Origin of the sequence: Buttiauxella noackiae ATCC 51607 (genome assembly GCF_001654865.1) — a bacterium.
GTDB classification, from domain to species: domain Bacteria; phylum Pseudomonadota; class Gammaproteobacteria; order Enterobacterales; family Enterobacteriaceae; genus Buttiauxella; species Buttiauxella noackiae.
The window spans coordinates 157,313-172,414 of the sequence record NZ_LXEO01000049.1 but is presented as its reverse complement, the minus strand read 5'-3'; the positions used below and the strand labels follow the sequence as shown (position 1 = coordinate 172,414).

Genomic DNA, 15,102 nt, shown 5'->3' with positions numbered 1-15,102 from the left:
GTAGCCCACCTTTTCCATTTTTAACTCTCTGATTTTTCATCATCTACTAAATCCTCCAAAATCGTTGTCAGTCCCTCCGGGAATATCACCTCGTCAGTCTCTAGTAATTCTGATTACGTCCACCATTTTTGTTGGCTTATCACCCGTTTTTCGTTTTCACTCCAGCCCGCTTGTGAAAGCTCATTTTCAGATGCATTGATGACATAAAAACGCTCGTCTGCCTTTACGGTTTCTCCACTCGGCAGTTGCATTGTGAATGTGCGTTGTGCAACACATGGCCCGCATTCAAGCCTCACGAGGCCGGTTTCTTCGTGTAGTTCGCGAATGGCTGCTTGTTCAAATGATTCACCGGCTTCAAGGCCGCCTCCGGGCGTTGCCCAATAAACCTTTCCTTCCAGTGCATCGTCACGATGAGAAAAACGAAACAGCAGTACCGCACCGCTATTATTTAGGATGAGTAAGCGAGATGAAGGGCGCGTGCGAGTCTTCATTTGTTTATCCCTGCATTCCAGATCACAGCTGGAGAGTTAAATTTTTTCATTATTAAGATATATCGATGTGCATGAATAAAAAAACACAAGAAAAAATCTATGTTAGTTATTTTATGACTTTAAGAAATATAATGTATGGGTGATTTTAATAAACAATGAATAATATAAGGGTGATGTTTAACATATTGTTTTATTTGAATAATATAAAGTAACAGGAAAAATAGTAACGTAACTAAACATATTTCATGCTCGTGCCTGTAAAGCATTATGACTTTGACCTGAAAATTTAGACGTAATAGAATGGAGGCACTTTCGTATTTATCCTATGTTAATAACATGTATGGCCATTGTGCCGGACATACACATTAAATGATTTTCTCTAATACTACGCGGAAATGTCTACATCTCCATAGGGGCAACTTTGCTAAAAAGAAATAAGGTCTTGCCATGAGTAAAGAAGTTATCATTATGTTCTTAACTGCGATGACTGCCCTCCTTATCGCTCGCCAGCTTGCCCTGAAGTGTGGTTTGGTTGATAAACCCGGTGGGCGTAAGCAACACAAGGGGGAAATCCCTTTAGTTGGTGGGATATCTTTCTACAGTGCCATAGTGGTTTTCTTCCTGTTTTGGCCTGAAGTTCTACCGTACACAGAAACACATTTTCTCCCTTACTTAGTGAGCATCTCACTACTGCTGTTTGTCGGTATTGCCGATGATCGTTTTGACTTACCGGTGATACCACGCGTATTTATCCAGGCCTTGTCTGCAGCTGTGATTATGGTTGATGGTTTATATCTTCAGACACTTGGCCATGTACTGGGCGGGAACGAATTAGTGCTCGGCCCAGTCGGCTACCTGGTAACGCTTTTCGCAACCTGGGCTGCAATCAATGCTTTTAATATGGTTGATGGCGTTGATGGCCTACTTGGTTCCGTTGCTAGTGCAACTTTTGCGGCTTTGATGGTGGTCTTCCTGCTTGCGGGTTCACATTTGCTCGCGACGTGGTGTTTCTTGATGATTGTTGCCTTAATCCCTTATTTAATGTTCAACATGGGGTTAATAGGGAAGAAGCGCTTTAAAGTATTTATGGGTGATGCTGGAAGCATGGTAATTGGTTTTACGATGCTATGGCTTGTGATGCTAGGTAGCCAGGGTGGTGAAGCTGTGATGGCTCCCGTTACGGCTCTGTGGGTAATAGCTCTGCCGCTGATGGATATGGTGACTATCATGGTGCGTCGCCTGCGCCGTGGACATAGCCCTTTCCATCCTGACCGCGATCATTTACATCATATCTTAATGCGTAGTGGGTTAACGGGTCGCCAGACTGTGCTGGTCATGACTCTGCTCACCGCAGTATTTGCTGGTTTCGGGATTGTACTTTCCCAACTTGATGTTGCAGAGTGGTTCTCTCTGGCTGTATTCCTTGGCTTGTTTACCGGTTATTTAGTGGTAAATAATAAGCTCCAAAAACGTAATCCAGATTTGAGAGCAAAAATTGGTCAGCAATATAACGTTGCAGCTAGTGCCGATATACCAACCGGGAACCAATAATTCATCGAATTTCAGGTACAAAACCCAGAATTACTGAGTTTTGTACCTTTAGTATTTGGGTAAAGTATCCATCACTATTCATGATCAATCCGAATTAATATGCACCTTACAATAACGTCGCTTCCATGCTACCGGTGTTAACCCCATCGCCTTACGAAACACTTTTCTGAAATACCCCACGTCCTGGAACCCGCAGCGTTCGGCAACCTCGCTCAGAGTGCAGGAGTCAGTAATAAGCATTTTCTCTGCGCTTAATACACGCTGGCGGTGAATGGCTTCGGTAATGGTTAGCTGAAATGTCTGGCGATAAACGCGGCCGAGATAATCTGCGTTGCAATATAATTGTCTGGCGAGCATTGAGGTAGAAATTGGCAGATGAAATTGCGTGCGAATGAGTTGCTGGGCTTTGTATGCCAGCGCAACACCGCTGTTATCTGGTTGAGGGTTATCATTCACCGCTACGGAAAGTTGCTGCATGATTAGCAATGAAATTAATTCCAATGCACTGCTTCGAGGGATTGCTTCTTGTTCGCTTAAAAACTGGCGAAATAAAGAAATAACATATTGTGGGTTAAGGACTTTCCCATGTTGTGGTAACGATATTAACGATGCTCGAAGGTCTGACTTTGTGCAGTATTGTGAATTAACTTCAAAATGTAGCCAGTAGAATTTTAAATCAGCCGGGAAAGTTCCAACTCCTACATGTTTACGATGTGGCCAAAGTAATAAGCTTTCTCCTGCCTTAACACTAAATAGTGTGTCATCTTCGCGGATCGTAAGTGTCCCTTTTTCAACGAAAATCATTTCCCAAGAGTCCAGTTTCCGCTGCGGATGACTCCCTACACCACGCGAAATGAACAGACCGCCGTTTTGTACGGATATTGGTAAAGATACTTTTAAATCAAGCAATTATTAAATCCCCCAGTTCCTGTTTCTGACGTAGTGTAGATAAAATAAACCTTATGGAGGAATTGGTGATGGTATTTGGCGATCTCCTTCACAGTTTTATCCTCAGGTCGGAATCGTCATCTTTTTATACTTTTCTCTCGCCTTGTTGGTGTTTAAATGCTGTGCAGAATTAAGCGGGTACTTTGCAAATACAACAATAACAATTCCCGGTTTCTAACCCGAAGATGATGCGAGGCGTAAATCATGACCTCTACCCCTATAAATAATACTGATATTGTGACTTCGGCTTTAAATGACAGACTCTCGATACGCGAGAAAATAGGTTACGGATTGGGTGATGCAGGCGGTACCGTAATTACCTGCTTAATCATGAACTTCCTGACTTATTTCTATACGGATGTATTTGGATTAACCCCCGCAATTGTTGGGACATTATTTATCGCTCTGCGCGTCTTTGACGCCGTTTCCGACCCGCTGATGGGCATTCTTGCTGACCGCACGCAAAGCCGATTTGGGCGTTTTCGTCCGTGGCAGTTGTGGATAGCGGTGCCGATTGGCGTAATCGGCGTGCTGACGTTCACTGTGCCTGATCTAAGTGCCAATATGAAAATCCTGTGGGCATTCGGCACTTATCTTTTACTTTCTGTCGGTTATACCGCGATTAACGTTCCTTACTGTGCACTGATCAACACCATGACAACGCGCCATGATGAGGTCATCTCCTGCCAGTCCTGGCGCTTTGTACTTTGTGGGGTTGCAGGCTTTCTGGTTTCAGTTGGCCTTCCATGGTTGGTGGAAATCATCGGCCAGGGCAATGCTGTAAAAGGCTACCAGATGGGAGTCGGTATTTTATGCACGATCGCGGTCGTGATGTTCCTGTGCTGCTTCTTCTGGGTCCGCGAGCAAGTGCCATTGGCGCTGATGGGTAAATTTACTTTACGTGAACACCTGGCAGGCCTGCGTAAAAACGACCAGTTATTACTGAGTCTGGTGATGTCATTCCTGCTGATTAACGTGTTTAACCTCAGAGGCGGCGGTTACATGTACTTCATCACTTATGTGCTGCAAGGCAGCGCCGGGTTTGCTTCGCTGTTCTTCACCATGGTGACCTTCGCCTCCATTCTCGGTGCGGTAATTGTCAATCCACTGGCCAAGCGCTTCGACACCGTAAAGCTTTACTACTACACCAATCTCGTGCTGGCAGTGCTGGCAGCTGGGATGTGGCTTCTGCCTACCGGCCCATCTTTCCAGACGCTGTGGTTACTGGTGATTCTCGTTAACGGCATCATTCTTGGTTTTACCTTACCACTGCACTTTTCCATCATGGCCTTTGCTGACGATTACGGTGAGTGGAAAAATGGTGTGCGCTCATCAGGCATGAACTTCGCCTTTAATCTGTTCTTTATCAAACTCGCCTGGGCGGCAAGTGCTGGGATCTTAAGTCTGGTCTTTATATTCGTTGCCTATAAGCCAGGACTCGAACACCAGACACATGCTTCGCTACAAGGCATTACTGCGCTGGAAACCCTGCTACCAGCAGCATTCCACTTATTATTGGCACTGGCGATTCGCCGTTGCCGTTTAAATAATCCAATGATGGCGAGAATTTCCACTGACTTACGTCAGCGCCATGTCCAGACCGCCTGAGGAGTTTTTATGAATCAGCCAGAAGTATTACAGGAAGTTGACCTGCACAAACTTAAAGTAACCGATGCATTTTTGGGACAGTATCAACGCCTGGTGCGTGATGTGGTTATTCCATATCAATGGGATGCCTTAAACGATCGCATTACAGAGGCTGACCCAAGTCATGCTATCGAAAACTTTGAGATAGCAGCAGGCCGTAAAGACGGCGAGTTCTACGGCATGGTTTTCCAGGATAGCGATGTGGCGAAATGGCTGGAGGCGGTGGCATGGTCACTGTGCCAGAAGCCGGATACCGAGCTTGAAAAAACTGCTGACGAGGTTATCGAACTGGTCGAGGCGGCGCAGTGTGAAGATGGTTATCTGAATACCTATTTCACCGTAAAAGCACCAGCGGAGCGTTGGACTAATCTTGCCGAGTGTCATGAGCTTTACTGCGCGGGGCACATGATTGAAGCGGGCGTTGCGTTCTTCCAGGCAACAGGAAAACGCCGTCTACTGGATGTGGTTTGTCGTCTGGCTGATCATATCGACAGCGTGTTTGGTCCAGGCGAAAACCAGCTCCACGGTTATCCCGGCCACCCGGAAATAGAGCTGGCAATGATGCGTTTGTATGAAGTTACAGACAACCAGCGCTACTTAGACCTGGTGAATTATTTTGTTGAGGAACGTGGAACACAGCCGCATTTCTACGATATCGAATATGCAAAACGTGGACGTACCTCGCACTGGAACATTCATGGCCCAGCATGGATGGTAAAAGACAAAGCATATAGCCAGGCGCATGAACCGCTAGCGCTCCAGCAAACTGCAATTGGCCATGCTGTACGTTTTGTCTACCTGATGGCGGGTGTTGCACATCTTGCGCGCTTACATAAAGACGAAGAAAAACGTCAGACCTGCCTGCGCTTGTGGGACAACATGGTCCAACGCCAGATGTACATCACAGGCGGTATTGGTTCGCAAAGCAGCGGGGAGGCGTTTAGCTCGGATTACGATTTGCCAAACGACACGGTCTATGCTGAAAGCTGTGCCTCTATCGGTTTGATGATGTATGCCCGCCGTATGTTGCAAATGGAGGCCGATAGTCGTTTTGCCGATGTGATGGAGCGTGCGCTATACAACACAGTGCTTGGCGGAATGGCGCTTGATGGCAAGCACTTCTTCTACGTGAATCCGTTGGAAGTCCATCCGAAAACACTCGCCTTCAATCACATATACGACCATGTAAAACCGGTTCGCCAGCGCTGGTTTGGCTGCGCCTGCTGCCCGCCAAATATAGCGCGCGTGCTGACTTCGCTCGGCCATTACATTTACACGCCGCAACCGGACGCGCTCTATGTGCATCTGTATGTCGGTAACGAAATGGCTGTATCGGTGGGTGAGCAAGAACTGCACCTAAAAATCAGTGGTAACTACCCCTGGAATGAGCAGGTCGATATCATCGTGATATCACCGCAGGCGATGCAACATACCGTGGCGCTGCGTCTGCCGGACTGGTGCGAAAACCCGCAAGTGTTGCTCAATGGCGAAACTTGCATTGGTGACGTACGCAAAGGCTATCTGCATCTTAACCGCGAGTGGCAGGAAGGTGATCGCATCAGCCTGACATTACCGATGCCGGTTCGTCGCGTTTATGGCAATCCATTACTGCGCCATGTCGCCGGGAAAGTTGCGGTGCAGCGCGGCCCACTGGTGTATTGCCTGGAAGAAGCGGATAACGGCGCAGAGTTGCATAACCTATGGCTGCCAAAGGAGAGCACATTTAGCCTGCTTGAAGGGAAAGGTATTTTCGCGCATAAGGTGCTGATTCAGGCTGATGGGTTACGGATGGCAAGTGAGCAAGCTGACCAGCAGGTACTGTATCACTATGATAAATCACCGGTGAAAGCCGAGCCGAAAAAGCTCACCTTTATTCCATGGTTTAGTTGGGCGAACCGTGGGGAAGGGGAAATGCGAATTTGGGTGAATGGCGAGTAAGCGGATTAAGTCGGGATCTCTATGATAAAGAGATCCCGGCGATCTTGTACCTGTTTCAGGCTCGCGTTTAGCCAGCACGGTTTCAATTTCACCCTTAATCACATCGAATCTTGATTGATATTGATATCGGCACAGAACATTTACGAAGAGGTATTTTAAAGGTTTTTAATGTGTAATTGTTGGTGTGATAATAGCAAATAATAAATATTAAAAGAAAGGTTGTCCAGAGATAATTTGTTTAATTATAAATTTGGTTGTTGTTTAATAACTATATATTATTTTTATTTTTTTGTTAATTAATTTATTCTATTGTGCGCTGGTGATGTGTAAATATTTTTAGTTTAAAAATAAACTAATTATAAGTTCAATTTAATGAGCTGCTTTCCTATTATTCCGTTCGACAAACTTATGGCAGTTTAATTCTGAGTCGTTTGCTCAGATATGGGATATGTTAGGGAATATATGAAAAAGACTCTTGTGGCTTTAATCGTGCTGAATGCTTGCGCTGTTTCTAACGTATTTGCTGCGGCAGACGCGAACACATGGTATGGCGGCGCAAAAATGGGCTGGTCGCATTATTTTGATGTGAGCGGCAACAAAGGCTTCAGCGATAACGCAAGCAATGCCACCGATTTCGATTTCGATAAAGACAACACCAGCGGCGGTGTGTTTGCAGGTTACCAGGTGCTTCCATGGTTGGCTGTTGAAGGTGGGTACGACTACCTCGGCAACATGGGTATTAGCGGCAACAATGGTGTCGCTGGCGCAAAAATGAAAAGCCAGGGCCTGCAGCTTTCTCTGAAAGCAAGCTACGGTTTAACGGATAACTGGGATATTTATGGCCGTGCTGGTGCGATGGGTTACCGCGCAGAAACCAACAATGCGGGCGATAACAATTTTGAAACCGGCGTGCGCCCATTAGCTGCAGTCGGTACTGAATATGCCTTTACCAAAAACTGGGCTGGCCGTCTGGAGTACCAGTGGGTAAGCAATGTGGGTAACTCTAATCAGATTGGTATTAGCAGTGATGTAAGTTCGTTATCCGCAGGTGTTGTGTACCGTTTTGGTCAGCATGATGACGCGCCAGTGGCGGTAGTTCCGGCGGCGGCAGTTGTTACAGCACCAGAAGTGAAAAAATTTAACCTGAAATCAGATGTGTTGTTCGGCTTTAACTCTGCAGAGCTGACTTCAGAAGGCCACGCAGCAATACAGCAGCTGTACAACAGCCCGGATATGCAAGCGGCGAAAAACAGCTCAACAACAGTTGTTGGTTACAGCGATCGCCTGGGCTCAGAGCAATACAATCAGCAGCTTTCTGCTCAGCGTGCACAAGCGGTTGTTGATGCGCTGATAGCGCAAGGTTTGCCTGCTCAGAATGTACGTGCCGAAGGCCGTGGTGAAAATGATTCAGTGACCGGCAACACCTGTGCAGACGATATGCCTAAGTCACAACTGATTGATTGCCTGGCTCCAGACCGCCGTGTTGTGGTTGAGATTGCAGGCGAGCAGTAAATATTCACCCCTGAGAATGTGAATTCATCCCGAAAGTGCAGAAAGAAGTTACCTTGATTATTTCGTGCCACGCCCTGGAAGCATGTAAGCGCATTTTTCCGATGTGGCACGATATATGAGAGGTTTATAAGAAATATTTCATTAATCGTCCGTTGCCCGACACATTCGTCGGGCTTTTTTTATTTCTGTTTTGCCAGCCAGACTGCGCCAAGCATGCCAGCTTTATTCCCCAGCTTGCAGGGGCGAATCGGCACTTGAAGCACATCCCAGAACTTAAACCCTTCCAGGTGACGTTCAAGCATCGGGTACAGCATCGGCTGAGTACTGACGCCGCCGCCCAGCAAAATCGCTTGAGGATCAAATAGCGACACAACGCTATAAATCCCACGCGCCAGGTATTTCACCCAGTTGTCGATAACACCCTGAATATGCAAATCTGTTTCAGCTCGGGCAAATATATCCTGGCCGCGAATTTTCTCATCTGCCGGGATATTCATCTCACGACGGCATGCATCCATCAGCCCTTTGGCTGACGCCAACTGATGCATATCCTCGCCATATCGTCCTACCGGCAAGACGCCAAATTCACCGGCCCGAAAGTGCGAACCGCGCATCAATTCGCGGTTTACGATAATGCCACCGCCAATGCCAGTACCAATCGTTACACAGACCAGCGAATCATACTCATTGCCCGCCCCCAACCACATCTCGCCGAGGGCTGCACAATTTGCATCATTTTCAACGGTAATTGGCAGGTCAGTCAGTTCCCCAAAAATCTCCAGCAAATTGCAGCCATCAAGAAACTCAAGCGCACCGGCTTTGGGGACATTGCCGGTATGGGGGTTGATATAACCTGGGAAACTGATGGCTATCCCGGCAATTTCATTATGCTGCCGATAGCCCGCCACCACACTTTGCCAGGCATCCAGAAACTGCTGGCGGTCATAGTGAGTGTCATACTCTTCAGCGATCAGCACCTCCCCCTCTTCAGTGAACAAACCATGCTTAACGTGGGTGCCGCCCACATCGAAACTTATAAACAGGCGCATGAGCAATCCTTGTAGCGAAACGGGAAAAGGTAAACTTTAAGTATGTATCAAAACCAATAAGCTGCAGGCTGATTACTCTTAATCAGCGAAAAACCAATCCGTGACCTGTGTCGTAAAGCGTTCAAACATTGGCGAAGAATTCACCGCTGGCGACTACGCTTGAGAGTGCTAACCGACAAGGAGATTCACATGACAAATAATCCTCCCGATACCCGAATTATCCCGGGCGAGTATGGTTTCCCGCTCAAGCTTAAACCTCGTTACGACAACTTCATTGGCGGCCAGTGGGTAGCTCCTGTCGAGGGAAAATACTACGAAAACCTTACCCCAGTTACCGGGCAACCTCTGTGCGAGATAGCCAGCTCCAGCAAAGGCGATATTGATTTAGCGTTAGATGCAGCGCATGAAGCGAAAGCTGGTTGGGGCGGTATGTCAGTTCAGGAACGTGCCAATATTTTGCTGAAAATAGCCGATCGTATGGAGCAAAATATTGAGCTGCTGGCGGCGGCTGAGACCTGGGATAACGGCAAACCAATCCGTGAAACCAGCGGTGCTGACGTGCCTCTGGCTATCGACCATTTCCGCTATTTTGCTTCCTGTATTCGCGCTCAAGAAGGCGGTATCAGCGAAGTTGATGGCGATACTGTGGCGTATCACTTCCATGAGCCGCTCGGTGTAGTAGCACAAATTATTCCGTGGAACTTCCCGCTGCTGATGGCGAGTTGGAAAATGGCTCCGGCGCTGGCTGCGGGTAACTGTATTGTGCTGAAACCAGCACGTTTAACGCCATTGTCAGTTTTGCTGCTGATGGAGTTGGTGGGAGATTTACTCCCGCCGGGTGTCATCAACGTAGTGAACGGTGCTGGCGGTGAAATCGGTGAATATCTGGCAACCTCCAAACGTATCGCCAAAGTAGCGTTTACCGGTTCCACTGAGGTGGGCCAGCAGATAATGCAGTATGCGACCCAGAATATTATCCCGGTCACGCTGGAATTGGGTGGTAAATCCCCAAATATCTTCTTTGCTGATGTGATGGACGAAGAGGACGCATTTTTCGACAAGGCACTGGAAGGTTTTGCTCTGTTTGCCTTCAACCAGGGGGAAGTTTGTACCTGCCCAAGCCGTGCACTGGTGCAAGAGTCTATCTATGAACGCTTTATGGAGCGTGCGATTCGCCGTGTGGAATCTATCCGCAGTGGCAACCCTCTGGACTCACGTACCCAAATGGGAGCGCAAGTGTCACAAGGGCAGATGGAAACCATTTTGAACTACATCGATATCGGTAAAAAAGAAGGGGCTGATGTCCTGACTGGCGGGCGCCGCAAAGCGCTGGAGGGGGATCTGAAAGCTGGTTATTACCTGGAGCCAACCATTCTGTTCGGTAAAAATAATATGCGCGTTTTCCAGGAAGAAATCTTCGGGCCCGTGCTCGCCGTGACCACCTTCAAAACCGTGGAAGAAGCACTGGAGCTTGCGAACGATACCGAATACGGCCTCGGCGCTGGTGTCTGGAGTCGTAACGGTAATCTGGCTTACAAAATGGGCCGTGGCATTCAGGCGGGGCGCGTATGGACTAACTGTTATCACGCTTACCCGGCGCATGCGGCGTTTGGGGGCTATAAACAATCCGGTATCGGGCGTGAAACCCATAAAATGATGCTGGATCATTATCAGCAAACCAAGTGCCTGTTGGTGAGTTATTCCGATAAGCCGTTAGGGTTGTTCTGATATGAGCTGAAAAAGACACATCTCACTCTGGCATTAGGCCGGGTGAGATGTGTTTATTGCGCTATTTCTCGGACATAAACAATGCTTTATCACGCAGTAAGTGGTCATTGCCACGACGACGGGTAAAACCGATACGGTCAAAATACTCGAGAATCTGTACTGCGAGTTTACGTCCCACGCCCAAGGAGTCGCGGAAGTCAGCAGCGCTGGTGGCTCCCTGCGTTTGATCCAATTCGCGGATCAAATTAGCAAAGGTTTGAATCCGATCGTTACGGTAATAACGATCTTTTAAGATCGCTGTTACCAGACCAAGTTGCGCGGCAAAACGCAGTAGCTGGCGTACTGTTTGTTCCTCTTGCTGTGTTTCCCGAGCCAGATCGCGGACCCACCAGGGGTCATCACCAAATAGTGCGTCAATTTTCTCCCAGACTACCAACTGCTCTGCGGAAAATCCCGGTTTGTGATCGGGCAGATGCAGCCAGCCTTGTCGGCTTGCGAGCAACCCTTCGTGGCGCATTTTTTCAATCAATGCCAAAACCAGTGGCTCATCTTCACTTGGTAAAGCCATGCGACGCAGACGCTCACGGCCAGGGCCGGGCTGGTCATCATGCTGTTGATGATAACGCTCCAGGGTATCGAGTAGTTTTTGCTTCCAGCGTGCGGCCATATCCTCGCTAAGCAGGCTATTGCCCGCGCGAAGAAAATCGGTTCTGTTTAGCAACGCTTGCAAACCCTGAGAGGTCAACTGCCGCCCCCAGGCGAAATCGGTCAGGGTTACGGCGCTTCGTTGTAGATGAATATCGAGCGCCTGCTGGTCATTTTCTGCATGTTTAAGCTGTTGTAACCACGCAAGGAATGCTGGCTGGCGTTTTCCACGACGCGGCGCGTGCAGAAGAATGGCTCGCGCTCCCGCGAGTGTAACGCGAGCGGATATATCACGCAGAACCAGATGGTCATTGTCTGCAAGCCATAATGGCGTATCCAGAACCAGTTCCGCGAGGTCATCTTCTAGCAGAGAAATACGCCCGGTGATGTGACTTGCTGCATGGTGGATATGTAACGGCTGCCATTGTTGCAGCTGCGCGTGGCTCTGGAGTTGAACGATTACGCGCGCAACTGGCTGAAGGGGTTGTTCCGCCAGCAGCCAGTCGCCACGTTTGATATCCAGTTTTTCCGCATCGCCGCTAATGTTGATTGCTATACGTTGCCCGGCAAAAGCCGTGTCGGTTTTACTATTTTGGGCATGCAAACCGCGTACACGCATCGGTTTATCAGCGCCGGTTAACCACAGAGTGTCACCAATTTTTACTTCGCCACTTAACGCGGTTCCGGTCACTACCAGACCTGCCCCTTTGACGGTAAAAGCGCGGTCAATAGCGAGGCGAAAACGGTGCTGGCGCGGATGTGAACGTTCCGGCAAAGCGAGCAGATGTGTGCGTAGCTCGTCAATTCCTGTGCCGTTGGTGGCTGCCGTGATAAACAAAGCCGCCTCTTGCCAGCCAAATTCACTGAGGGTTTCCAGCACCGCTTCGCGTACCTCATCGATTCGGGCATCACTTACCCGATCGGCTTTGGTCAAGGCCACGGTTAGCGACGGTTTGCCGGTTAATTGCAAAATGGCCAGATGTTCGCGAGTTTGCGCCATAACACCATCATCGCAGGCGACAACTAACAGCGCGTGGTCGATACCTCCCACGCCTGCCAGCATATTGGCGAGAAATTTTTCATGCCCTGGCACATCAATAAAACCGGGAATGCGGCCATCGGGTTGTGGCCAGTACGCATAGCCCAGGTCGATAGTCATGCCGCGCTTTTTCTCTTCGGGCAGACGGTCGGCATTCACGCCAGTTAAGGCTTGCAACAGGGTAGTTTTGCCGTGGTCAACATGCCCGGCGGTAGCAATAATCATGGGTTCAGGTTCTCCATGAAACCAGCTTCATCTTCAAGGCCTCGTAAATCCAGCCATAAGCGGCCATCGTTGATGCGGCCAATAATCGGTTTTGGTCGTTCGCGCAGGGCTTGTGTGAGCACGGCAAGTGTTGCGCCGCGCCCATCTTTTGGGGTGAACGTTAGCGCGGCACTTGGCAAACGATCCACTGGCAGTGAGCCGCTGCCAATTTGCGATAAACATGGTTCTACGCAAACGGTAAATTGCTCGCCATATTTACCTTCAAGGGCCGGCAGCAGACGCTGTGCAAGCTCTGTGATTTCACTGGCATTACGGGTTAGCTGGCGCAGCGTCGGCAATCGTTCGACCAATGTTTCGGGGTGTTGATAAAGGCGTAACGTCGCCTCTAGTGCTGCCAGTGTCATTTTATCCGCACGTAATGCGCGTTTGAGTGGGTGGCTTTGAATACGGGCTATTAACTCTTTTTTGCCGACAATAATACCCGCTTGCGGGCCGCCAAGCAGTTTATCACCGGAGAAGCTCACCAGGCTTACGCCTGCGGCAATCAACTGTTGAGGCATTGGCTCTTCCGGCAATCCCCACTGAGTCAGATCGACCAGCGAACCGCTACCTAAATCAGTCACCACGGGAATATTTAGCTCATTACCCAGTGCCACGAGTTCTGCTTCATCGACCGCTTTAGTAAAGCCCGCAACCTGGTAATTGCTGGTGTGGACTTTCATCAATAGCGCGGTATTTTCATTCGCTGCCTGACGGTAATCTTTCAAATGCGTGCGGTTAGTCGTGCCAACTTCAACAAGTTGGCAACCCGCCTGGCGCATCACATCAGGAATACGGAATGCACCACCAATTTCGACCAGTTCGCCACGTGAAACCACCACCTCTTCACCACTGGCACATGCCGCCAACATCAGCAATACGGCTGCTGCATTGTTATTGACGATACAGGCGTCTTCCGCACCGGTCAGTTCGCAAAGCAAGCCCGCCAATGCTCTGTCACGGTGCCCGCGCTCTGCACCATGTAAGTCATATTCCAGTGTTACGGGGTAGCGCATTGCCTGAGTCACGGCCTCAATTGCGGCTTCTGCCTGCAATGCGCGACCCAGGTTGGTATGAAGTACCGTGCCGGTCAGGTTAAATACTGGCACCAGGGCGCTGCGCTGGCCTGATTCAAGCTGTTGCTTTGCATGTGCTGCCCAATCGCTGTTCCAGGGTGGCAGGATTTCCTGAGTACGAATGTGTTCCCGTGCCACCTCCAGCATCTCGCGTAAGGTGTTCACCACCTGAGTGTGGCCGAAATGGTGCAGCAAAGTGCTGAATGAGGCGTCACGTAACAGTTTATCGATTGCTGGGAGTTGGCTGTACAAGGTGCGATGGGTAGTCATAGCAAGCCGCAGAATGGTGAAATATTGCGATAGTTTACAGGGGGAGTTGCCCCCCTGTCATGGCGGGAGATCATGCTGTTGGCGGTTCAGTACGTGCAAAACTTTCACGTTCGAAAAGTTTCTCAACCAGTTTGACTAAATGCGGGCGGTCGACACACCAGCCTGGTGAAACGCGACGGAAATTGAGGTAGCCCACAGCACATGCCACTGCAATGGTCGCGACGCTTAGGTTTTCCGCATCCAGTTTTTTATCTGCGACGTACTGTTCAAGCATTGTCAGGCTGCGGCTGATTTTTTCACGTTGGCGCAGCAGTTCCGTTTCAGATTGCTGCTCCGGCGGGCGCTGACGTTCGCGTACTGAAACCAGAGCCGCGTCCATAATGCCATCGGCCAGCGCTTCTATCTGGCGCATCTGCAGTGCGGCTAAGGGCTCGCGTGGAATGAGGGCAGGGGCGATATCCAACAACTCAAGATATTCGGCAATCACCGGTGAATCGAACCAGTATTGCCCATCGCCGGTGACCAGCGCCGGGACTTTACCAAGCGGGTTGTATTGCGGGGTGCTGCTTTCTGAAGTCCAGGGGTTGTCGTTTACAAATTCAAAAGTTATGCCTTTTTCCAGCATTATCACTGAGATTTTGCGCACATACGGGCTGGTGTAATTACCGATAAGTTTCATTACATCGTCCATTTTTAATCGACAAAAACTAAGTATGGATCAGGATGCAGTAAAAGGTAGTGCATCTGAAATGGTGAGAGTCCGAACTTGCCGCTGCGCTGTAATTTTCTGACAAAATCTAATGAACCGGCATCGCCGGGTTGCCCCGGATCACACTCCATAAAAATCACTTAAAATTTCTTGTGATGCTAATCACATATAAATAACAAAGTCACAACTATGAAATGTGATTTCCATCACGTTTAGGCGTCAACTATGCGCAAAA

General features: G+C 48.9%; 10 protein-coding genes and 1 pseudogene. 5 read left to right on the top strand and 6 right to left on the bottom strand.

Going from position 1 to position 15,102, the window contains the following annotated elements:
- Positions 1–20 precede the first annotated feature (20 nt).
- A pseudogene (locus tag M979_RS16515) lies at positions 21–491 on the bottom strand (NUDIX hydrolase).
- A 447-nt stretch (positions 492–938) separates the two neighbouring features.
- Between M979_RS16515 and wecA the strand changes: the two are divergent.
- A complete protein-coding gene (gene wecA / locus M979_RS16510) occupies positions 939–2,042 on the top strand; it encodes a UDP-N-acetylglucosamine--undecaprenyl-phosphate N-acetylglucosaminephosphotransferase (RefSeq protein ID WP_064555671.1) in 1,104 nt (367 codons plus the stop codon).
- An 84-nt stretch (positions 2,043–2,126) separates the two neighbouring features.
- Here wecA and M979_RS16505 read toward each other — a convergent pair whose 3' ends face one another.
- Entirely contained in the window at positions 2,127–2,951 is an 825-nt protein-coding gene (locus M979_RS16505) for an AraC family transcriptional regulator (protein ID WP_064555670.1), read from the bottom strand.
- 243 nt (positions 2,952–3,194) lie between these two features.
- On the opposite strand from M979_RS16505, the gene M979_RS16500 reads away from it, so the two are divergent.
- From M979_RS16500 to ompA, 3 genes are all read left to right on the top strand, one after another.
- Positions 3,195–4,598: an MFS transporter gene (locus M979_RS16500; protein ID WP_064555669.1), complete on the top strand. Its 1,404-nt coding sequence runs from the start codon at positions 3,195–3,197 to the stop codon at positions 4,596–4,598.
- Positions 4,599–4,607: 9 nt separating this feature from the next.
- Positions 4,608–6,575: a glycoside hydrolase family 127 protein gene (locus M979_RS16495; protein WP_064555668.1), complete on the top strand. Its 1,968-nt coding sequence runs from the start codon at positions 4,608–4,610 to the stop codon at positions 6,573–6,575.
- A 462-nt stretch (positions 6,576–7,037) separates the two neighbouring features.
- Positions 7,038–8,087 (top strand): porin OmpA, encoded by a 1,050-nt coding sequence (gene ompA, locus M979_RS16490; RefSeq protein ID WP_064555667.1) that lies wholly within the window; start codon positions 7,038–7,040, stop codon positions 8,085–8,087.
- 179 nt (positions 8,088–8,266) lie between these two features.
- Here the strand turns inward: ompA and M979_RS16485 are convergent, their stop codons facing one another.
- Positions 8,267–9,136 (bottom strand): ROK family protein, encoded by an 870-nt coding sequence (locus tag M979_RS16485; protein WP_034460450.1) that lies wholly within the window; start codon positions 9,134–9,136, stop codon positions 8,267–8,269.
- Between the two features lie 189 nt (positions 9,137–9,325).
- On the opposite strand from M979_RS16485, the gene exaC reads away from it, so the two are divergent.
- Positions 9,326–10,864: an acetaldehyde dehydrogenase ExaC gene (exaC, locus tag M979_RS16480; RefSeq protein ID WP_034460449.1), complete on the top strand. Its 1,539-nt coding sequence runs from the start codon at positions 9,326–9,328 to the stop codon at positions 10,862–10,864.
- Between the two features lie 61 nt (positions 10,865–10,925).
- On the opposite strand, the gene selB is transcribed toward exaC, so the two are convergent.
- The 3 genes from selB to M979_RS16465 form a co-directional block, all read right to left on the bottom strand.
- Positions 10,926–12,773, bottom strand: coding sequence for a selenocysteine-specific translation elongation factor (gene selB / locus M979_RS16475; RefSeq protein ID WP_064555666.1), 1,848 nt, complete (start codon positions 12,771–12,773; stop codon positions 10,926–10,928).
- On the bottom strand, positions 12,770–14,158 hold the full coding sequence (selA, locus tag M979_RS16470; protein WP_064555665.1) for an L-seryl-tRNA(Sec) selenium transferase: 1,389 nt from the start codon (positions 14,156–14,158) through the stop codon (positions 12,770–12,772). Before selA ends, selB begins: the two co-directional genes overlap by 4 nt.
- 70 nt (positions 14,159–14,228) lie before the next feature.
- A complete protein-coding gene (locus M979_RS16465) occupies positions 14,229–14,837 on the bottom strand; it encodes a glutathione S-transferase (RefSeq protein ID WP_034460446.1) in 609 nt (202 codons plus the stop codon).
- Positions 14,838–15,102 lie beyond the last annotated feature (265 nt).